Here is a 20,026-nt window from a genome sequence, read left to right as displayed (position 1 = left end):
GACATGTTCACCGGAGACTGGCTGGATATCGGCCCGATCGATCAGATCCCGTTGCGCGGTTCACGGACCGTGCCGGTGGCGGGCGGCGAGGAGATCGCGGTGTTCCGCACGGGCGACAATGCGGTGTTCGCCCTCGTCAACCGCTGCCCGCACAAGCATGGCCCGTTGAGCCAGGGCATCATCCACGGCCACAGCGTCGCCTGCCCGCTGCACAATTGGTCGATTTCGTTGAAGACGGGTCAGGCCGAGGGCGCGGACAAGGGCTGCACGCCCACGGTGCCGGTGAAGGTGGATGCCGGGCGCGTGCTGATCTGCCGCGCCGCGACCCTGGCGGCGGCGGCCTGATGGTGGCGCCGGTCCGCACCACCTGCGCCTATTGCGGCGTCGGCTGTGGCGTGCTGGCGACGGCCGAAGGCGGCCGCAAGGTCGCGATCGCCGGCGATCCGGCCCATCCCGCCAATCGCGGACGGCTATGTTCCAAGGGCACGCATCTGGGCGAGACGATGGGGCTGGAAGGGCGCCTGCTCCATCCGATGCTGGGTGACGACCGGATCGGCTGGGACGGCGCGCTGGACCTGATCGCCACCCGGTTTGGCGAGGCGATTGCCGAACATGGGCCGGACAGCGTGGCCTTCTATGTTTCGGGGCAGATCCTGATCGAGGATTATTATGTCGCCAACAAGCTGATGAAGGGATTCATCGGCTCGGCCAATATCGACACCAATTCACGGCTTTGCATGTCGAGCGCGGTGGCCGCGCATAACCGCGCTTTTGGTGAGGATGCGGTGCCGGCCTGCTATGACGATCTCGACGAGGCGGACCTGATCCTGCTCGTCGGATCGAACACGGCCTGGTGCCATCCGGTGATCTGGCAGCGGATCGAGGCCGCACGCGAAAAGCGCGGCACGAAGCTGGTGGTGATCGATCCGCGACGGACGGAAACCGCCGAGCGCGCCGACCTGCATCTCGCGATCCGGCCGGGTAGCGACGTGGCCTTGTTCAACGGCGCGCTTGCCTTCGCACGGCAAGCGGGACTGGTGGATCGCGATTATCTGGATCGGAATGTCGCCGTGCTGCCGGGTTTCTGGGACGGGCTGGGCGCCGATGTGGCGGGCATTTGCGATGTCGCGCAGGCCGATCTCGACCGCTTTCACGAACTGATCGCGCAGTATCCGCGCATGGTGACGCTGTTCAGCATGGGGGTGAACCAGTCCGTGCAGGGAACGGACAAGGCCAATGCGATCATCAACCTGCATCTGGCGACCGGCCGGATCGGGATGCCGGGCGCGGCGCCATTCTCGATCACCGGGCAGCCCAACGCCATGGGCGGGCGCGAGGTAGGTGGTCTGGCCTCAACCCTTGCCGCGCACATGGATTTCGCGGCCGACAATGTCGATCGCGTCGCGCGTTTCTGGCGCAGTGATCGGGTGGCCGCGAAACCGGGGCTCAAGGCGGTCGACCTGTTCGACGCCGTGGGTGACGGGCGGATTAAGGCGTTGTGGATCATGGGCACCAACCCCGCCGTGTCGATGCCGGATGCGGGCAAGGTGCGCGCGGCGCTGGCGGCATGCCCGTTCGTCGTCGTGTCCGACGTCATCGCCGATACCGATACCGCGCGTTTCGCCCATCTCCGCCTGCCGGCGGCCGCCTGGGGCGAGAAGGACGGCACCGTCACCAACAGCGAACGGCGGATCAGCCGGCAGCGCGGCTTTCTGCCACTGCCCGGCGAGACGCGGCCGGACTGGTGGGCGATGGCGGAGGTGGGCAAGCGGATGGGTTACGCCGATGCCTTCGCCTGGCCCAACACGGCCGCGATATTCCGCGAACATGCCGCGCTGACCGCGTTCGAGAATGATGGCGTGCGCAAGCTCGACATCGGCCGGTTCGCCGCCATCGACGACGCCGATTATGACGCGTTCGAACCCTTCCAATGGGGCGGTGCACGCCTGTTTGGCGACGGCCGCTATGCGACGCCGGACGGCCGCGCGCGGCTGGTGGCGGTGGCGCAGAAGCCGATCGACGCGCAGCCCATGATCCTGAACACCGGGCGCTATCGCGATCAGTGGCACACGATGACGCGCACCGGGCTGTCGCCGCGCCTGTCGCAGCACCGGCGCGAGCCGCTGGTGGAAATGCACCCCGAAGATGCGGGGGCGGCGGGTCTTGCTGCCGGCGATCTTGCGCGGGTGGCGACCGGGCAGGGGGAGAGCATCTTCCGCGTCAGCCTGAACGACGGGCAGCGGCGTGGCGAAATCTTCGCGCCGATCCACTGGACCGATCGCACGTCGGCTGGCGGGCGGACGGGGCTGCTGCCGGGGCAGGGCGTCGACCCGGTGTCGGGCCAGCCGGGCTTCAAGCTGACGCCGGCCGGCATAGCCAGAATTGCCCCCGAATGGCGCGGTTTCCTGATCCTGAATGGGGGCCATGGCATCGAACCGGATTGCCTGTGGTGGACCCGTGTCACGGTGGCGGGTGGCGTGCTGATCGAAGTGGCGGGTGAAGGCGATATGGCGGCGGTGGAGGAGCTGTTGCCGCCGGGCGAGCGGATCGAGGCGTTCGATGCGGTGCGGGCGACGCGGCGGATTGCGGTGCTGCGGGACGGCAAGCTGGCGGGCGCCCTGTTCATGACGCGCAACGGCCAATTGCCGGATCGCGACTGGCTGATCGCGCAGTTGACCGAAGCAGAGACGGCTTCGGCGCCGGCTCTGCTGGCCGGCCGTCCCGCTGTTCCGCAGGCCGATCGCGGGCCGATCGTCTGCGTCTGTTTCGACGTCGGCACGCGGACGATCCTGACCGCGATCGCCGAGCAGCAACTGACCACCGTCGAAGCGGTTGGCACCGCGCTGCGTGCGGGCAGCAATTGCGGATCGTGCCGGCCGGCCATTGCCCGGATACTCAAGGAAGGGGAGGCGCAGAATGTCGCAGCCTGAACGGATTGCGCCCGGCGAAGTGTGGCTGGTGGGGGCGGGGCCGGGCGATCCCGACCTGCTGACGCGCAAGGCCGAACGGCTGATCGGTGCGGCGGATATCATCTTCTACGACGCGCTGGTCGGGCCCGGCATCATCGCGATGATCCCGGCGGGTGCCGAGCGGATCAGCGTCGGCAAGCGATCCGGCCGGCATTCCCGGCCGCAGGAGAGCATCAACGATCTGCTGCTGGCGGCGGCGCTTGCCGGCAAGCGGGTGGTGCGGCTGAAGGGCGGCGATCCTTCGGTGTTCGGGCGTTCGACGGAGGAGATCGAGCATCTCGCCGCCGCTGGCGTGGTGACGCGGATTTGCCCGGGGGTGACGGCCGCCAGCGCGGCGGCGGCGAGCGGACAGGCGTCGCTCACCCTGCGTGGGCTGGCGCGCAAGCTGACCTTCGTCACCGCGCATGCCCGCGCCGGTGAAGCGCTGGATCTCGACTGGATGGCGCTGGCCCAGCCAGACGCGACGTTGGCGGTCTATATGGGGCGATCGGCGGCGGGCGAGATTTCCGCGCGGCTGATCGCCGCCGGGCGGGCGGCGGAGACGCCGGTGATGGTGGCGGTCAACGTGTCCCTGCCCAATGAGCGCCTGATCCGGGGCAATCTGAAATCGCTGGCCTTTCTGGTGCAGACGATCAGCGACGACGATCCCACTTTGCTGCTGATCGGTGAGGCGGTGGCGGGATCGGCCGTGGAACTCAGGGACGCGGCGACGGCCGAGATTGCTAGCGCCCTGTGACGCCGCTTTCGCCACCGGCGGCGATGGCCTTTGGTGGCGGGAATGGCGCGGGGCTGGGGCTTAGGCTGCCGAGATAAGCGAGCAGTCCGGCGCGGTCCGCGGGATTGCGGATGCCGGCAAAGGCCATGCGGTTGCCGGGGATGCTGCGCGCGGGGCTCGTAAGATAGGCGTCGAGCTGTGCGTAGGTCCAGCTGCCGGGCTGGACGGTAAGCGCGGGTGAATAGGCAAAGCCCGCATGCGACCCGATATCGCGGCCGACAACGCCCCAAAGGTTCGGCCCGGTGCGGTTGGGGCCGCCTTGTTCGAAGGTGTGGCAGGTAAGGCAGACCCGCGCGGTGGCCTTGCCCTTTTCGCCGCTGGCGGCGGCCAGCAGCGTGCCGAGATCGACCGGCGCCGCGGCCGGCCGCGCGCTTTCCGCTGCGATGGCGGGCATGGGCGCGGTGCCACGTTCGACGCTGGTCATGTAGCCGGCAAGCCGGGCCTTTGCCGCGCGGCTATCCAGCCCCGCCGGCCAATCGCGCTGGAGCGTGGCGAGATCGACCGGATCGCTGACGTCGGCCGGGCCATAGGCTGGCTGGCCGGGATAGACGGGCTGGAACAGCCGGTTGGCGAACATGCCCGACCCCCATGCCGCCGCGATGGCGAGCGAGAGGCCGGCCAGGACATGCGATTTCCTCCAGCGGTTCATCGCTTAGCCCCCGAAATCGAGGAAGAGGATGCGTGTCCAGAAGGTGTAGCGGGATTCGATCAGCATCAGGCCGACGAGCGTGGCGAGGCAGAGCGGCGGCACGAGGATGGCATAGACCAGCGAAAGCCGTTCCCACGCCATGTGCATGAAAATCGCCACGATCAACCCGGCCTTCAGCAGCATGAAGGTGATGATCAGCAGCCAGCGCATGATGCCCTGCACCGCGAAATAATCGACGAGATAGGACATCGCGCTCAGCACGAAGAGATAGGCCCAGACCTTGAGATAGACGCCGATGGGATGGTGCTGGCCCGTCGCATGCGCGTCGTTGCCGGCGATATCGTGGCGGGTGGCCTGGGGGGCGTGGTTCATGGCGGCCCGATCCTTCACCAGAGATAGAAGAATGCGAAGATGAACACCCAGACGAGATCGACGAAGTGCCAGTAGAGGCCGGCGATCTCGACCGCGGAATAATCGCCCCGCGCGTCATAATGGCCGCGCGCGACCTTGGAGGCGATGATGAGGAGCATGATCACCCCGGCCGAGACATGAAGCCCGTGAAAGCCGGTGATCATGAAGAAGGAGGCGCCGAACTGCGCAGCGCCCATCGGATTGCCCCATGGCCGGACGCCTTCGTGGATCAGCTTGGTCCATTCGAACGCCTGCATGCCGACGAAAGTGGCGCCGAGCAGCGCGGTGACGAGCATCAGCAGCGCGGTTTTGCGACGATCGCGGCGGTAGCCGAAATTGACCGCCATCGCCATCGTGCCGCTTGAGGAGATCAGAACGAAGGTCATGATCGCGATCAGGATCAGCGGGATGGCCTGGCCGGCGATGGTGAGGGCGAATACCTCGCTGGCATTGGGCCACGGTTCCGTGACCGAGGAACGCATCGTCATGTAGGAGGTGAGGAAGCAGGAGAAGATGAAGGTATCGGACAGGAGGAAGATCCACATCATGGCCTTCCCCCAATGCGTTGCCTTGAACACCTCCTGATCGCTGGACCAATCGCCCGCAATGTCCCGCTGCCCGGACGGGGCGGGCTTGGCCTGGGCATTGGTCGACAGCATCTGGGACATGGGTCCGCTCCGCCTCCATCAGGTCATCAGCAGCAATCCGAACATCGCGAGCCACACGAGCAGCAGGAAATGCCAGTAGCGCGCGCAAAGCGTGACGCTGCGGGCGAGGCCTGCCGGCACGGTTCCAGCGAACGCCCGCCGGATCGCGCGGCCCCAGGCGACAAGGCCGCCAACAATATGCAGGCCGTGAACCGCCATGATAAGATAGAGGAAGGCGATCGCCGGATTGCCGCTGATGAACAGATCGGCCGGCTGGGCCAGCGGATCGCCGGAAACCGTGCACAGGCCACTGTGGATCGCCAGAAAATAGCCCGATGCCTGAAGCTCGCGCCACAGGACGACCTGGCCGACGAGAAAGGCGATGCCGAGCGCGCCGCCCACGATGAGCGTGATCCGCATCGCGCGGCGCGCGCCCCGGCCGGCGGCGATGCCGGCGCCTTGGAAGGCGAGGCTGCTGAGCACCAGAATGGCGGTATTGGCCCAGAGCAGTGGCGGTTCGGTGATCGCGCCCCAATCACCCGCGCCATGGCCAAGTGGGCCATGCACCCCCATCCGCATCAGATAGGCCGATGCGATCAGCAGGAAGAGGGCGGTGACGACGCCGAGGAACACGCCGAGGAAGATGCCGGGATCGAAGGGGCGGCCATCATTGTCCGGCCGGTCGATCGCCGCCGCATCGATGCCGGGGGTAAGCCACGGCTTTTCGGTGAGGGTGCCGATCACGCTCATGTCGGGTGGTGCCGTTCGCCGTCGGCCGGCGGTTCGTTCTGCGGAATGAAGTCGCGGGCGGCGCCGGGCACGCTGTAATCATAAGCCCAGCGATAGACGACCGGCAGGCGTGGCCCCCAATTGCCATGGGCTGGCGGCACATCGGGCGTCTGCCATTCGAGCGACGCTGCACCCCAGGGATTGTGGCCGGCCCTGGGCCCGCGAAACAGGCTCCAGATCATGTTGGCGAAGAAGATCGTCTGCGCGGCCGCGACGATCAGCGCCGCAATGGTGATCGATTCATTGGCACCATGGGCGGATGCCGGGATGAACGCCGTTTCGCCCAGCGCATAATAACGGCGCGGCACGCCAAGGAAGCCGAGATAGTGCATCGGCAGGAAGATCGAATAGACGCCGAGCAGCGTGATCCAGAAATGGAGCTTGCCGAGCGTGACGTTCCACATGCGGCCGGTGATCAGCGGAAACCAGTGATAGATCGCGCCGAAGATCACCAGGATCGGCGAAACGCCCATCACCATGTGGAAATGGCCGACGACGAAGAAGGTGTCGGACAGCGGCACATCGACGCTGACATTGCCGAGGAACAGCCCGGTCAGCCCGCCATGGATGAAGGTGAAGAGGAAGCCGATGGCGAACAGCAGGGGCACGCGCAGATGGATGTCGCCGCGCCACAGGGTTAGCAGCCAGTTATAGACCTTGATCGCGGTCGGGATGGCGATGACGAGCGTGGATGTCGCGAAGAAATAACCGAAATAGGGATTCATGCCCGAAACATACATGTGATGGGCCCAGACGAAGAAGCTGAGCGCGCCGATGATCACGATCGCCCACACCATCATCCGGTAGCCGAAGATGTTCTTCCGCGCGTGAACGCTGATCAGATCGGAAACGATGCCGAAGGCCGGAAGCGCCACGATATAGACTTCCGGATGGCCAAAAAACCAGAAGAGGTGCTGGAACAGGATCGGGCTGCCGCCTTCATGGCCGAGCTGCTGGCCCATCGACACGATCGCCGGCATGAAGAAGCTGGTGCCGGCAAGGCGATCGAACAGCATCATGATCGCGGCGACGAACAGCGCCGGAAAGGCGAGCAGCGCCATGATCGAGGCGACGAAGATGCCCCAGATCGAACAGGGCATCCGCATCATCGTCATGCCCTTGCACCGCGCCTGGAGCACGGTCGTCACATAATTGAGGCCGCCCATGGTGAAGCCGACGATGAACAGCGCAAGGCTGACCAGCATCAGGACGATGCCATATTGGTGGCCGGGCGTACCTTCGGTGATGGTTTGCGGCGGATAGAGCGTCCAGCCGCCGCCGGTCGGCCCGCCGGGCACGAAGAAGCTGGCGACGAGGACCAGCACGGCGAGCAGATAGACCCAGTAGCTCAGCATGTTGACGAACGGGAATACCATGTCCCGCGCGCCCACCATCAGCGGGATCAGATAATTGCCGAACCCGCCGAGCAGCAGCGCCGTCAGCAGATAGACCACCATGATCATGCCATGCATGGTGACATATTGGAGATATTGTTCCGGCTGGATGAAATCGAACGTGCCGGGAAAGCCGAGCTGGAGGCGCATCAGCGCCGAGAGGACCAGCGCGACGAGGCCGATCGCGATCGCGGTCAGCGAATATTGGATGGCGATCACCTTGTGATCGAGGCTCCAGACATATTTGCCGATCCACGTCTTGGGGTGGTGCAGCGGCGTCAGATCGTCGGCAATGGTGACGGTTGCCATCAGCGGCCCTCCGGGGCGACGGCGGAAATGTCCGCGCCGGCCAGCCGTGTCGCGCGGTCGCGCGCATCGGCGAGCAATTCGGTGTAGGTGGGCTGTTCGGCCAGCCAGGCATCGAATTCGGCGCCGCTGACCACCGTGACCGTCCCGCGCATCATATGGTGGCCGGTGCCGCACAGTTCGGCGCACAGGATTTCGTAGGTGCCGCGCTTGGTGGGCGTGACCCAGAAATAGGTGACGATGCCGGGGACGAGATCCATCTTCGCGCGGAACTGCGGCACGTAGAAATCGTGGAGCACATCCTTCGAACGCAGCAGCATCTTCACCGGCCGATCGACCGGCAGGCGCACATCCGCGCTTTCGATCAATATGTCATCGCGCCCATGCGGGTCGCGGGGGCTGAGCCCAAAAGGGTTTTCGGGCGTGATGTGGCGCACATTGGCGGCACCGAGCACCCCGTCACGCCCCGGAAAACGGAAGCCCCATTGCCATTGCTGGCCCGTTGCCTCGACCAGCGACGCATTGGCGGGCACGGTGACATATTCGTGCCAGGCGATCAGCCCGGGCGCCAGCATCCCGGCGATGCCGATGCCGGTCCACAAGGTCAGCCGCTTTTCCAGCCGCGCATTTTCGGGTTCGTAATGCGCGACGATGCCGGGGCGGTGGCGGTAGCGGTAGATTGCCCAGGCGAGAAACAGGTTGAGCGCGACGAAAGCGATCGCGCAAATCCACAAGGTGACGTGGAGCGCGGTATCGATCGAGCCCCAGTTGGACGCAAGCGGGGTCTGCCACCAGGGACTGACCAGGTGGAATATGATCGAGCCCAGCACCAGCAGGGCAATGATGACGGCAACAGCCATCCTCGATCCCGTCTGCGGCTTTGGACGCCCGGGATGCCGAGGGGAGCCTGACATGGTTCGACCCGGCACGCGGGACGCCAACCAACTCTGTCAGGCCCTTATATAGATCGCGGGCGCTTGGGGGAAGCACGCCGGGCCGGGTGCGCCTCCGCTGGATCGGAACGGGACAGTTTGTCCGTGGGCGGCGCGGTGCCGGAAACACGCGTGGCGCGCATTTCCGGCACGCGACGTTCAGGCCGCGCCGGTGCGGGCGCGGACGATCTGTTCGAGCACGGTGAGCGGCATCGCACCAAGCAGCAGCACCTGGTGGAACTGCTTCAGATCGAACGCAGCACCCTGCCGGGCCTTGGCTTCCTCGCGCAGGCGGTTCCACACCGTGTGGCCGATCTTGTAGCTGCACGCCTGGCCCGGCCAGACGGTGTAGCGATCGATTTCGCCCTGGCTGCGGCCACGGGCGATACCGGTGGTGGCGATCAGATGATCGGTCGCCTTCTCGCGGCTCCAGCGTTTGACGTGGAGACCCGAATCCACCACCAGCCGGGTCGCCCGGAACAGGAGCGACTGGAGATAGCCGACGCGGCCGAGCGGATCGCCATCGAACATGCCCATTTCGTCGGCCAGCTGTTCCGAATAGAGCGCCCAGCCTTCGCTATAGCCGCTGAAGAAACCGCGACGGCGGATCATCGGGATTTCCGTCGATTCGAGTGCGAGCGTCACCTGCAGATGGTGGCCGGGCACGGCTTCGTGATGGGAGAGCGTGGCCAGCCCGAATTTCGGGCGATCGAATGTGTCGCGCAGGTTGATGTAATAGATGGCCGGTCGCGACCCATCGAGCGACGCGTTCTGATAATAGCCCCCCGGCGCACCCGCCTGGATGTGCGGCGGCACGCGACGCACCTCGACCGGTGCCTTGGGGATCGTCGCGAAGGCTTCGGGCAGGCGGGCATACATCGCCTTGATCTGCTGGTTGAGCAGATCGAGCAGCGCGGCGCGGCCTTCATCGGTGTTGGCGAAAAGCTGATCGGGGCGCTTGTTGAGCGCCACCAGCCGATTGCCGACACTGCCCTGTGTCATGCCCTGCGCCTTGAGGATCGCATCGATCCGGCTGCTGATTTCGGCCACCTGTTCAAGACCGATCTTGTGGATTTCCTCGCCGCTCAGCTTGGTCGTCGTCGCGGCTTCGGCGGCGGCGGCATAATAAGCGTCGCCATCGGGCAGGCGCCAGCAGCCGGCATCATGCGTGGCCTTGGCGCGAAGATCGGTGACGAGCTGGCGCTGGCGATCGAGCGCGGGGAAAACCTGCTTGGTAACGATGGCTTCGGCACGGGTGGCGAGATCGGCCGGAAGATTGGCCGCCTTGAGCTTTGCCGCGAACGAGGTGACGAGCACGGTCTGCGCCGCCGGCTGATCGCGGAGCGCGGCCAGCTGCTTGAGGGTGGTGTCGAGGATATAGTCCGGCGCGAACACGCCCTTGGCGGCATCTTCGCGCTGCTGCGCGGTGCAATCGTCGATCGCCTTGGGGAAGGCCGACAGGCGCGCCAGATAGGCGTCGGCATCGGCGGCATTGGCCACGCGGTGCTGCGAATCGAGGAAATCGGGCACGTCGCGATAGGGGCCGGTGAGCTGGCTGATCACATAAGGCGCCATGCGCCCGGCCGACTGCCCGTAATGGAAGCGATCGCTGGCATCGATATCGCGTTCGAGCTGATAGGCGACGACATCATAATCGACCTGCGACGAGGCGCCGAGCGAGGCGCGATCGATCTGGCGGAGCGTGGCAAGCTCGCTCTTGCGGCGCGCCTCCTGCCGGCTGCGGGCGGCGGCCGATTCGTCGTCCAGCCGCGAACGCAGGGACGCGCGATCGCCGCTGTCGAGGCCGAGGCGGGTGGCCTGTTCCGGGCTTTCCTCGAGCCGGGTGTAGAACATCGCGTCGAGCAGCGCCTTGAGCTTCGCATCGCCACTGCCGGCGGGCTGGGCGATGGCGCCCGTGGGCAGGCCGGAGGCGACGGCCAGGGCACCGGCGCTGGACATGAAAGAACGGCGATCCATCAATTTTTCCTCATTCGTGATGACTGTTGGCTAATTGGCGACGGCTGTTCTGTCCATTCCAGCGAGCGTGGCGCATCCGCCACAGGCCATCGCCAAGCGATCGCGTGACGCCAACATGTTCGGTTCCGTCGGTTATCCGTGTTATATCGGCGACGAGCCGTTCCGCAGCGTCGCGGTTTCAGCTCAAGAGGGGGAGCAAAACCAAGCGGCACCCATCGGAGAACGTCCATGAGCAAGCATTTCTCTCGGACCGAACTGGATTGCGTCGGTTATCGCCTCGTCTATCGCGCGAACGAAGTGAACCACTGTCCCGGCTGCGGCAAAATGCATTGGTTCGTTGGCCGGAACAGCGCGGAATGCGCATTTTGCGGTACGGCGCTGCCGTTGCAGAATGCCAAGCTTCCCGAACTGACTGAATGGGTTTGACGATGTGGCTGCCGGCCCGCGTGGCCGGCGCCGATTGCGTTGCGGATGCACAGCGCGGGCCGGTGGCGCCGTGCTGCATCTGGCGGCGTGCGCGTTAATCTGGCATACCGGCCGTTCATCTACGATACACCATTGTATCGTTAATTCGCCCCCAACAGGGTAACCCAGAATCCCGACGACGCGCCCGCTGAGAGGCGTGCGCGGGTCGCATTCGGGATCGAGATGAACGTAAATCGTCGGAATTTCATACGCGCCGGCGCGGCGCTGGCGACGCTTGCCGCCACCATTCCCACCACGGTCGCCAAGGCGGCCATGCCGCTCAACCTCTCGCTACTGGAACGCGCCAAGAATGCGCTCAACCAGCACCGCGCGGTGATCGCCAATCGCGACGTGATCGGCATTGCCGATTTCGGGGCCGGTTCGGAAGCAGAGCGTTTCCACATTATCGACCTGCGCAACGGCATGACCAACAGCATGCTGGTGGCCCATGGCAAGGGTTCGGACCCTGGCCACACCGGCTGGTTGCAACGCTTTTCCAACGTGCCGGGATCGAACGCCACGTCGCAGGGCGCTTATCTGACCGCCAGCGAATATGTCGGCCAGCACGGCCGGTCGCGCCGGTTGATCGGGCTGGACCCGGAGAATGACGAGGCGGAGGCGCGCGCGATCGTGCTGCATTCGGCCAGCTATGTCAGCCCGGCGATCGCGACGGGGCAGGGGCGGATCGGCCGCAGCCTCGGCTGTCTCGCCGTATCGCGCCAGGATCTTGCCACGGCGATGGGTCGTCTGCCGCCGGGCAGCCTGATCTACGCCGGGAAAAGCTGAGGCGCGAAAGCCTTGCATCATCGGCATGTTGCCGCGCTTTGCCCTGTTTTCAGGTGAAGCGTGGCACACTGGCCGTTCCCGGCGCGGAACAAGCTTAACCAAGCATCGTTCGGCGTAATGAAGCGCGGCGTTTGGGCGCTTCGTCCACCGGGGAGACCCGTATGAACAGAATATATGTGGCAGTTCCTATCGCAGGACTGATGATGCTTGGCGCATGCGCCAAATCGGAAGAACCGGCACCGCCGCCTCCACCGCCGATGGGCATGGGCGCGATTGCGGGGACGGTGGCTGCGAACCGTGACGGCGACGGCATCGTCGACGGCTATTATACGGCGGATGGCGTGTATCACGCCTTCACTGCGCCGCCCTGTCCGCCGCCTCCGCCGCCGCCCGCACCGCCGCCCCGTTCGGGAGAACGCGGCTGATCGGATCGTTGAAATGGCCCGCTTACGGGCAGGCCAAAGGGCAAGAACGCTGCGGTGACATCCGCCGCGGCAGAAGTTGGCAGCCTCTTAACCGGGGCTGCCTTGCCCTTGCCATTTCGCTATTGCTTGGGTTTGCCGCGCAACCGGCACCGGCCTCCGCGCAGATCGCGGCCGGGCCGCAGGTGGCTGCCGCCGTCAAATCGTCGGTCGGCGGCAAGTACAAGGCCTTTTACCGCGCGCGCAATTACTGGCCGATCTGGGTGCATGACGGGGTGATCGGCCCCGAGGCCGACCGCCTGATCGACTATCTGGAAAGCGCCGACGTGGATGGGCTGGACCCGTCCGACTATGATCCCGAAAGCCTGCGGGAAGATGTCGCGGCGGCGCGCGAGGGTTCGGCCAGCGCCGTGGCGCGGATGGAATTGCGCCTGTCGCGCGCGTTCGTGGCCTATGTGCGGGACATGCGGAGCAAGCCGCGCGTCGACATGGTGTATCTCGATGCCGAATTGCAGCCCGAAAAGGCCAGCGAGGTGGCGATCCTGCGCTCAGCCGCGGTCGCGCCGTCGCTGGCGGCCTATATGGACGCGATGGGCTGGATGAGCCCGTTTTACGGCGAATTGCGCGCGAAGCTCGCCGATTATCGGACGAATTGGGGCGGCCTGCCCCTGATCGCGATCGGGCCGGGCGACAAGCTGCGACCCGGATCGCGCGGGGAAAGGGTGCGCCTGCTGCGCGCGCGGCTCGACCTGACGGATGGCGAGGCGTTCGATAAGGCGCTGGCGCAGAAGGTGAAGGCGTTCCAGGCGGCGCACGGGCTTGGCGCCGATGGCGTCGTCGGCGATGCCACCACCGCCGCGCTCGATCGCAGCCCGCAATATTATGAGGAGCGCATTCGCCTGAACCTCGAACGCGCGCGGGTTCTGCCCGCGACGCGCAAGCGCCACATCATCGTCGATGCCGCCGCCGCGCGGCTATGGATGTATGAGGATGGCGCGGTGAAGGACACGATGCGCGTGATCGTCGGCAAGCCGACCGAGCAGACGCCGATGCTGGCGGGCATGATGCGCTATGCGGTCGTCAATCCTTATTGGAACGTGCCGGAGGATCTGGTGCAGCGCCGGATCGCGCCGAAGATCGTCGAGCAGGGCGCGACGCTGGATGGCCTCGGCTACGAAGCCCTGTCCGACTGGACGGCGCAGGCGTCGGTATTGCAGGAAACGGCGATTGACTGGTCGGCGGTCGCGGCCGGGCAGCAGGAGGTGCGCGTGCGCCAGCTGCCGGGCAAGAGCAACGCGATGGGCCGCATCAAGTTCATGTTTCCCAATGATCTCGGCATCTACCTGCACGACACCCCGGACAAGGCGCTGTTCAGGGAGAAGGAGCGGCGCTTCAGTTCCGGCTGCGTCCGGGTGGAGGATGCGGCCCGGCTGGCGGTGTGGCTGTTCGGCAAGCATGTCGAGGCGGAGACCGATGATCCCGAGCAGCAGGTGATGCTGGCCGAAGCGGTGCCGGTCTACCTGACCTATTTCACCGTCGCGCCGACCGCCAAGGGCATCACGTTCCGTGACGATCCCTATGGCCGCGACGAAGGCAAGCTGGAGCAATTTGCGGTGCGCTGAACGGAACGATCGCGCCTGGGCTTGATCGGCGGCCTGATCCCTGAGAACGACGACGCTTCGATTTTGGCGATGCGGGCAGGGGGCGGTTGATGCACAGGGTGGCGGTTGCGGTGCTGGCGGGGCTTTCCGTTGCGATCGGGGGCACGGCGGCTGCGCAGCAGTCCGATGTCGGCGCCTATCGGCGTGCCCATGAACGGGAAATCCTTGGCCGCCTCGTCGATCTCGCGCGCATTCCATCGGTGGCGGCACAGCCGGCGGAGCTGGATCGCACGGCCGACTGGCTGGTCGGCGAACTGCGCGCCCGTGGCTTTTCCAGCCGCCTGCTGGCCGCCGGAGCGAACGCGCCGAAAGTGGTGTTCGGTCAGCTCGACACGCCGGGCGCCAAGCGCACCGTGGTCTTTTACGCCCATTATGACGGCCAGCCGGTCACGGCGTCCGAATGGGCGTCGGACCCGTTTGTGCCGGTCATGCGATCGGGGCCGCTATCGGCGGGCGCTGGCGAGGTGGACTGGAGGCAGGCGAAGGTCGCGCTCGATCCCGAATGGCGCCTGTTCGGCCGGGGCGTGAGCGACGACAAGGCGTCGATCATCGCCTTTCTGGCCGCGTTCGACGCGCTGAAGGCCGCGGGGCGCAAGCCTGCCGTCAACATCAAGCTGTTCTGGGAAGGCGAGGAGGAAGCCGGCTCGCCCCATCTCGCGCAGATATTGAAGGACAATGCCGGGCTGCTCGCCGCCGATCTGTGGTTGATCGGTGACGGGCCGGCCCACCAGTCGCGCGGCCGCACCATCTATTTCGGGGCGCGTGGCACGCTTGGCCTGAACGCCACCATCTATGGCCCGGCGCGGCCCGTGCATGACGGCCATTATGGCAATTGGGTGCCGAACCCGGCGGCGCGCGCGGCCGGCCTGATCGCCCAGATGCGCGGGGAGGACGGCACTATCCTGATCCCCGGCTTCGCCGACCGCGTTCGGCCGCTGACCCGTGATGAAAAGGCCGCGATCGCCGCGCTGCCTGCGGTGGAGCCCGGCCTGCTGCGCGAACTGGCGATCGGGGCGGGCGAAGGGGCGGAAGGATTGACCGCAAGCACGATGCGCCCCGCGCTCAACCTGCGCGGCATTCGATCGGGCCGGGTGGGGGCGGCCGCCAATAATGCCATTCCCGTCGATGCCGAAATCTCGATCGATTTTCGGCTCGTGCCCGATCAGACGCCCGACGAGGTTCGCCGGCAGGTGGAGGCCTTCGTGGCGGGCAAGGGCTGGACGATCGTGCGCGACGAGCCCGATGCCGCCATGCGCGCGGCGCATCCACGCCTGATCAGGCTGGACTGGGAAGCTGGCTATCCCGCGCTGCGCACCGATATGGGCCTGCCGGTATCGCGCGCGGTGCTCGCCGCCGCCGGCCGGGTGGATGGCTATCCCGCGCTGGCGCTGCCGATGATGGGCGGCAGCGTACCGATCTATCTGTTCCAGGATGTGCTGAAGGCGACGGTGATCGGCCTGCCGATCGTCAACCACGACAACAGCCAGCACGCCCCCAACGAAAATCTGCGGCTGCAGAATCTGTGGGACGGTATCGAAACCTATGCCGCGCTGATGACCGAATTGTCCTGGTGACGGCCGCCCGCCCTAAGACGGGCGGGCGCCGGTTCAGGCATATTTGGCGAGTTCGAGCTTGCCGACCTGCGCGCGATGAACCTCATCCGGCCCGTCGGCGAAGCGCAGCTTGCGGGCGTGGACATAGGATTGGGCAAGCACGAAATCCTGGCTGAGCCCGGCGGCGCCATGGGCCTGAATCGCCCAGTCGATCACCTGCGCGGCCATGTCGGGCGCGACGAACTTGATCATCGCGATGTCCGCCTTGGCGACCTTGTTGCCCACCGTGTCCATGCGCCATGCGGCGTGGAGGGTGAGCAGGCGAGCCTGATCGATCATCGCGCGCGCTTCCGCCAGCCGATCGAGCTGGACGCCCTGTTCGGCGAGCGGCTTGCCGAAGGCGACCCGGCCCTTGAGCCGCTTGCACCACAGTTCCAGCGCGCGTTCGGCCAGGCCGATCAGCCGCATGCAGTGGTGGATGCGGCCCGGCCCGAGCCGCGCCTGCGCGATTTCGAAGCCACGGCCTTCGCCGAGCAGGATGTTCGCGGCCGGAACGCGGACATTATCGAAAACGATTTCCATATGGCCGTGCGGGGCATCGTCATAGCCGAGCACCGTCATCGGGCGCAGGATGGTGACGCCGGGCGTGTCGCGGGGGACGAGGATCATCGATTGCTGCTTGTGGCGCGGCGCATCGAAATCGGTCTTGCCCATGAAGATGAAGATCCGGCAGCGTTCCTCGCCGGCGCCGGAAATCCACCATTTGCGGCCGTTGATCACATAATCGTCGCCATCGCGGACGATGGAGGATTCGATGTTGGTCGCATCGGACGAGGCGACGGCGGGCTCCGTCATCGCGAAGGCCGAACGGATGCTGCCGTCGAGCAGTGGCTTCAGCCATTTGTCCTTCTGCTCTTCGGTGCCGAAGCGTTCCAGCGTCTCCATATTGCCGGTGTCGGGCGCCGAGCAGTTGAAGATCTGGCTGGACCAGTGGACGCGGCCCATCTCCTCGCACAGCGGCGCATATTCGACATTGGTGAGGCCCGCGCCATGGCCGGACTCGGGGAGAAACAGGTTCCACAGCCCGGCCGCCTTGGCCTTGTCCATCAGCTCGGCCAGAATCGGCGGCATCTCCCACCGGTCCGCCGCGACCTGATCATAATAAAGCCGCTCGTTGGGATAGACATGTTCGGCCATGAAGGCGCGCAGCCGATCGAGCAGCGCAACGGCCTTGGGCGATTGCTGGAAATCCAAGGGACGGTTCCTTTCAGGCGTCGTAGAAGGTCTTGCCGGACGCGGCGAGGCGATCGATCAGCGGCGACGGCGTCCAATATTCGGCGCCGGCGATGTCGGCATAGCGCAGCATCGCATCGCGCACCTTGGCCAGCCCGATTTCGCCGGCCCACCACAAGGGACCGCCGGTGATCGCGGGGAAGCCAAGGCCGTTGATCATCGCGACGTCGATATCGTCGGGCCGCGTCGCGATCCCTTCGTCGAGGATCTTCGCGCCTTCGTTGACCATCGCGTAGATGCAGCGTTCCAGGATCTCGCGATCCTCGATCACGCGCGGCGCGATGCCGCGCGCCTGGGCGTGGGCTTCCAGCATCGCGTCGATCGCTGGATCATGCTGGGGCTTGCGATCCTCGCCATAACGATACCAGCCGGCGCCCGTTTTCTGGCCATAGCGGCCCTGCGCATAAAGCTGGTCGACGAAGTTCGCCGCCTTCTCGCGCTCGCTGAACCCGGCGAGGCGCGCCTGCCGTGCGGCATATTGGACGTCGATGCCGGCGAGGTCGCCCAGTGCGTAAGGCCCCATCGGGAAGCCGAAGCCGGTCAGCACCTTGTCGATCTGGGCAGGCTTCGCGCCTTCCTCCAGCATGAAGAAGCCTTCGCGCGAACGCTTGGCGAGCATGCGGTTGACGATGAAGCCTTCGCATACGCCGGACAGGATCGGCAGTTTGCCGATCTTGCGGCCGACGGCGGTGATCGTGGCGATCACATCGGGCGCGGTGCGCTGTGTCGCCACATTTTCCAGAAGGCGCATGACGTTGGCCGGATTGAAGAAGTGCATGCCGCACACATCCGCCGGGCGGCCGCTGGCATCGGCCAGCAGATCGATGTCGATATAGGATGTGTTGCTGGCGAGGATCGTGCCCGGCCGCGTCGCCGCGCCCAGTTCGGCGAACAGGCGGATCTTGGCGTCGCGTTCCTCGCTGGCGGATTCCACCACAAGATCGACGTCGGCGAGCGTGCCGAGATCGATGGTCGGCGTGATCAGCGCGATCCGCGCGTCTGCCTTCTCCTGCGTCAGCGTGCCGCGCTTGACGAGGCCGGCATAGGATTTCGCGATCGTCGCCATGCCCTTGTCGAGCTTTTCCGCGCTGCGTGCGATGGTGATCACCGGCAGGCCGGCATTGGCAAAGGCGATAGCGATCCCGGTGCCCATCACGCCGAGGCCGACCACGGCGACCTTGCCGATCGGCCGCTCGCCGGTGCCGGCAGGCAGGCCGGCGATCTTGGTGACGATGCGTTCCGACGCGAAATTATGGCGAAGCGCGCGCGATTGCGGGCCGGCGAGCAGTTCGCGGCAGATCGCATATTCCTTGTCCAGCGCCTCATCGAACGGCAGTGCATAAGCCGCCTCGATCGCATCGATGGCGGCCTGGGGGGCGAGGTGGCCGCGCTTCTTGCGCGCAAGCGTGGCGCGGGTTTCGGCGATCAGGGCATCGTCCTTCGGCGGCATCGGCAGATCGCGCACGCGACGGATGCCGCGCTTTTCGCTGACGACTTTTTCGGCGAAGACGATCGCGGCGGTGCGCAGATCGCCTTGGGCAACTTCGTCCAGCAGGCCGAGTTCCAGCGCGCGGGCGGCCGGCATTTCATTGCCCTCCGTCGTCATCGCGAGCGCGGGGGCAAGGCCTGTGAGGCGCGGCAGGCGCTGCGTGCCGCCGCAACCGGGAATGATGCCCAGCTTCACTTCGGGTAATCCGACCGCCGATCCCGCCGCCGCGACGCGATAATGGCAGGCCAGCGCGATTTCGAGCCCGCCGCCCAGCGCCTTGCCATGGATGGCGGCGATCACCGGCTTGGCCGATCCTTCGAAGCGCGTCGTCACCGCGGCCAGTTGCGGATCGAGCAGGGGCCTGCCGAATTCCTTGATGTCCGCGCCGGACACGAAGCTTTTGCCGGCGCAGATCAGGACCAGCGCGTCCAGCGCGTCATCCTGTTCGAGCCGGTCCATAGCCGCCACCAGGCCCGCGCGCACGCCATGCGAGGCGGCGTTCACCGGGGGATTGTCGATCGAGGCGACAGCGATCCGCCCGTTCACAGCGATCGTCACCATATCACTCATCAGCACCATCTCCCGCGAAAATCGCTTATCGCTTGTCAGTCAAACTATCGTATGAAACATGTGTTTGAACGACGGGCGTTGCCATGTCAAACCGGCAAGGCGATGGAGGCGGGATGGACATTTCCGGGCATCAACAGGCGGGCGAGGGGCGCGGTGTACAGGAAGGCGTCAAGGAACGGCTTTTCCTGACAGCGGAAAAGCTGATCGCCGACAATGGGTTCGAGGCGGTGACGACGCGCGACATCACCGCGCGGGCGGATGCCAATATCGCGGCGATCAATTATCATTATGGCTCGAAGGGCGCGTTGCTGCTGGAGATTTTCCGCGCGCGGGCGACGGAACTCAACCGCGAACGTGGCGCGCTGCTGCGTGCCGCGACCACGGATGCGCAGCCGGAAGTTCGGGCGGTGCTGCGGGCGCTGATCGAACCCTCCATCCTCTGGCCGAACGAGGCGCGCCGGATCGCGCTGCGCTTCCTCAATCGGGCGCGAAGCGAAGGGCCGGCGGAGATGCGCGACATCATCCGCAAGGATGTCGGCCATCTCAGCCGGTTCGCCGATGCGCTGCACGCGGCGATGCCGCAATTGCCGAAAAGCGAGATCGCGTGGCGCCTGCACTTTGCGCTCGGTGTGCTGCACCACAATAGCGATGCGGATTATGAACGGCTGGCCATCCTGTCAGGCGGAGCGTGCGACCCGGGTGATCGCGAAGCCCTGCTGGAGCGCGTGCTGGATTTCATCGCCGCCGGCTTTGCCGCCTAGGCGGCGTGGCGGATCGGGGCCGTTGTCGATGTCTTCTGCCTGAAACCTGCCTGTCAGGATGCGCCGACATCGCGGACATTGACTAGGCGTCGTGGACAAAGCTTGACGGCGTGACTCTGGATTGATTCAAGGCTGCTTTTGGGAGGCAGCGTTGGGCGAGCGGATCGGCGTGTCGGA

Annotated in this window: 17 protein-coding genes and 1 pseudogene; 9 read left to right on the top strand and 9 right to left on the bottom strand. The window is 65.9% G+C overall.

Annotation, left to right across the window (positions count from 1 at the left end):
• The first annotated feature begins 3 nt into the window (after positions 1-3).
• From nirD to cobA, 3 genes are read left to right on the top strand one after another with little or no spacing between them, the layout of a single operon-like run.
• Entirely contained in the window at positions 4-345 is a 342-nt protein-coding gene (nirD, locus tag CHB74_RS13435) for a nitrite reductase small subunit NirD (protein WP_089220146.1), read from the top strand.
• Complete coding sequence (locus tag CHB74_RS13430; RefSeq protein WP_089220145.1) at positions 345-2,930, top strand: nitrate reductase; 2,586 nt, start codon at positions 345-347, stop codon at positions 2,928-2,930. The genes nirD and CHB74_RS13430 overlap by 1 nt, the downstream gene beginning before the upstream one ends.
• A complete protein-coding gene (gene cobA, locus CHB74_RS13425; RefSeq protein WP_089220144.1) occupies positions 2,917-3,705 on the top strand; it encodes a uroporphyrinogen-III C-methyltransferase in 789 nt (262 codons plus the stop codon). The genes CHB74_RS13430 and cobA overlap by 14 nt, the downstream gene beginning before the upstream one ends.
• Here cobA and CHB74_RS22870 read toward each other — a convergent pair.
• The 7 genes and pseudogenes from CHB74_RS22870 to CHB74_RS13390 all read right to left on the bottom strand — a co-directional run.
• Positions 3,678-3,974 (bottom strand): annotated as a pseudogene (locus CHB74_RS22870) (hypothetical protein); the annotation flags it as partial. The gene cobA and the pseudogene CHB74_RS22870 overlap by 28 nt on opposite strands.
• 422 nt (positions 3,975-4,396) lie before the next feature.
• Positions 4,397-4,765, bottom strand: a complete 369-nt coding sequence (locus tag CHB74_RS13415; protein ID WP_089220200.1) for a cytochrome C oxidase subunit IV family protein — start codon at positions 4,763-4,765, stop codon at positions 4,397-4,399.
• A 14-nt stretch (positions 4,766-4,779) separates the two neighbouring features.
• The gene (locus tag CHB74_RS13410; RefSeq protein ID WP_089220142.1) at positions 4,780-5,472 is read right to left on the bottom strand and encodes a heme-copper oxidase subunit III family protein; all 693 of its coding nucleotides are present in this window, start codon (positions 5,470-5,472) and stop codon (positions 4,780-4,782) included.
• An 18-nt stretch (positions 5,473-5,490) separates the two neighbouring features.
• Complete coding sequence (locus CHB74_RS13405; protein ID WP_089220141.1) at positions 5,491-6,201, bottom strand: cytochrome c oxidase subunit 3 family protein; 711 nt, start codon at positions 6,199-6,201, stop codon at positions 5,491-5,493.
• Complete coding sequence (locus CHB74_RS13400) at positions 6,198-7,943, bottom strand: cytochrome c oxidase subunit I (RefSeq protein ID WP_089220140.1); 1,746 nt, start codon at positions 7,941-7,943, stop codon at positions 6,198-6,200. Before CHB74_RS13400 ends, CHB74_RS13405 begins: the two co-directional genes overlap by 4 nt.
• Positions 7,943-8,800, bottom strand: a complete 858-nt coding sequence (locus tag CHB74_RS13395; RefSeq protein WP_089220139.1) for a cytochrome c oxidase subunit II — start codon at positions 8,798-8,800, stop codon at positions 7,943-7,945. The genes CHB74_RS13400 and CHB74_RS13395 overlap by 1 nt, the downstream gene beginning before the upstream one ends.
• A gap of 231 nt (positions 8,801-9,031) precedes the next feature.
• Entirely contained in the window at positions 9,032-10,849 is a 1,818-nt protein-coding gene (locus CHB74_RS13390) for a DUF885 domain-containing protein (protein WP_089220138.1), read from the bottom strand.
• A 228-nt stretch (positions 10,850-11,077) separates the two neighbouring features.
• Here CHB74_RS13390 and CHB74_RS13385 point away from each other — a divergent pair, with 228 nt between their 5' ends.
• The 5 genes from CHB74_RS13385 to CHB74_RS13365 all read left to right on the top strand — a co-directional run bounded on the left by CHB74_RS13385 (position 11,078) and on the right by CHB74_RS13365 (position 15,757).
• Positions 11,078-11,275 (top strand): hypothetical protein, encoded by a 198-nt coding sequence (locus tag CHB74_RS13385; RefSeq protein WP_089220137.1) that lies wholly within the window; start codon positions 11,078-11,080, stop codon positions 11,273-11,275.
• 222 nt (positions 11,276-11,497) lie between these two features.
• Positions 11,498-12,100: a murein L,D-transpeptidase catalytic domain family protein gene (locus CHB74_RS13380; protein ID WP_089220136.1), complete on the top strand. Its 603-nt coding sequence runs from the start codon at positions 11,498-11,500 to the stop codon at positions 12,098-12,100.
• Between the two features lie 200 nt (positions 12,101-12,300).
• On the top strand, positions 12,301-12,525 hold the full coding sequence (locus CHB74_RS13375) for a hypothetical protein (RefSeq protein ID WP_245842905.1): 225 nt from the start codon (positions 12,301-12,303) through the stop codon (positions 12,523-12,525).
• A gap of 182 nt (positions 12,526-12,707) precedes the next feature.
• Complete coding sequence (locus CHB74_RS13370) at positions 12,708-14,144, top strand: L,D-transpeptidase family protein (protein WP_245842904.1); 1,437 nt, start codon at positions 12,708-12,710, stop codon at positions 14,142-14,144.
• A gap of 89 nt (positions 14,145-14,233) precedes the next feature.
• Complete coding sequence (locus tag CHB74_RS13365; RefSeq protein ID WP_089220133.1) at positions 14,234-15,757, top strand: M20/M25/M40 family metallo-hydrolase; 1,524 nt, start codon at positions 14,234-14,236, stop codon at positions 15,755-15,757.
• A 33-nt stretch (positions 15,758-15,790) separates the two neighbouring features.
• Here the strand turns inward: CHB74_RS13365 and CHB74_RS13360 are convergent, their stop codons facing one another.
• Together CHB74_RS13360 and CHB74_RS13355 are read right to left on the bottom strand one after the other, a co-directional pair.
• Positions 15,791-16,990, bottom strand: coding sequence for an acyl-CoA dehydrogenase family protein (locus CHB74_RS13360; protein ID WP_089220132.1), 1,200 nt, complete (start codon positions 16,988-16,990; stop codon positions 15,791-15,793).
• 13 nt (positions 16,991-17,003) lie between these two features.
• On the bottom strand, positions 17,004-19,088 hold the full coding sequence (locus CHB74_RS13355) for a 3-hydroxyacyl-CoA dehydrogenase NAD-binding domain-containing protein (protein ID WP_089220199.1): 2,085 nt from the start codon (positions 19,086-19,088) through the stop codon (positions 17,004-17,006).
• A 113-nt stretch (positions 19,089-19,201) separates the two neighbouring features.
• Here CHB74_RS13355 and CHB74_RS13350 point away from each other — a divergent pair, with 113 nt between their 5' ends.
• Complete coding sequence (locus CHB74_RS13350; protein WP_179220841.1) at positions 19,202-19,849, top strand: TetR family transcriptional regulator; 648 nt, start codon at positions 19,202-19,204, stop codon at positions 19,847-19,849.
• The last annotated feature ends 177 nt before the right edge of the window (positions 19,850-20,026 follow it).

This window comes from Edaphosphingomonas laterariae (assembly GCF_900188165.1).
GTDB classification, from domain to species: Bacteria; Pseudomonadota; Alphaproteobacteria; order Sphingomonadales; family Sphingomonadaceae; genus Sphingomonas_E; species Sphingomonas_E laterariae.
This window is presented reverse-complemented; position numbering and strand designations above follow the sequence as displayed.

Coding starts and splice junctions, on each gene's coding strand:
- CHB74_RS13390 (WP_089220138.1), bottom strand. CDS start 10,849: ATGGATCGCCGTTCTTTCATGTCCAGCGCCGGTGCCCTGGCCGTCGCC.
- CHB74_RS13385 (WP_089220137.1), top strand. CDS start 11,078: ATGAGCAAGCATTTCTCTCGGACCGAACTGGATTGCGTCGGTTATCGC.
- CHB74_RS13415 (WP_089220200.1), bottom strand. CDS start 4,765: ATGAACCACGCCCCCCAGGCCACCCGCCACGATATCGCCGGCAACGAC.
- CHB74_RS13380 (WP_089220136.1), top strand. CDS start 11,498: ATGAACGTAAATCGTCGGAATTTCATACGCGCCGGCGCGGCGCTGGCG.
- CHB74_RS13400 (WP_089220140.1), bottom strand. CDS start 7,943: ATGGCAACCGTCACCATTGCCGACGATCTGACGCCGCTGCACCACCCC.
- CHB74_RS13355 (WP_089220199.1), bottom strand. CDS start 19,088: ATGAGTGATATGGTGACGATCGCTGTGAACGGGCGGATCGCTGTCGCC.
- CHB74_RS13395 (WP_089220139.1), bottom strand. CDS start 8,800: ATGGCTGTTGCCGTCATCATTGCCCTGCTGGTGCTGGGCTCGATCATA.
- CHB74_RS13405 (WP_089220141.1), bottom strand. CDS start 6,201: ATGAGCGTGATCGGCACCCTCACCGAAAAGCCGTGGCTTACCCCCGGC.
- nirD (WP_089220146.1), top strand. CDS start 4: ATGTTCACCGGAGACTGGCTGGATATCGGCCCGATCGATCAGATCCCG.
- CHB74_RS13430 (WP_089220145.1), top strand. CDS start 345: ATGGTGGCGCCGGTCCGCACCACCTGCGCCTATTGCGGCGTCGGCTGT.
- cobA (WP_089220144.1), top strand. CDS start 2,917: ATGTCGCAGCCTGAACGGATTGCGCCCGGCGAAGTGTGGCTGGTGGGG.
- CHB74_RS13410 (WP_089220142.1), bottom strand. CDS start 5,472: ATGTCCCAGATGCTGTCGACCAATGCCCAGGCCAAGCCCGCCCCGTCC.
- CHB74_RS13350 (WP_179220841.1), top strand. CDS start 19,202: ATGGACATTTCCGGGCATCAACAGGCGGGCGAGGGGCGCGGTGTACAG.
- CHB74_RS13365 (WP_089220133.1), top strand. CDS start 14,234: ATGCACAGGGTGGCGGTTGCGGTGCTGGCGGGGCTTTCCGTTGCGATC.
- CHB74_RS13375 (WP_245842905.1), top strand. CDS start 12,301: ATGATGCTTGGCGCATGCGCCAAATCGGAAGAACCGGCACCGCCGCCT.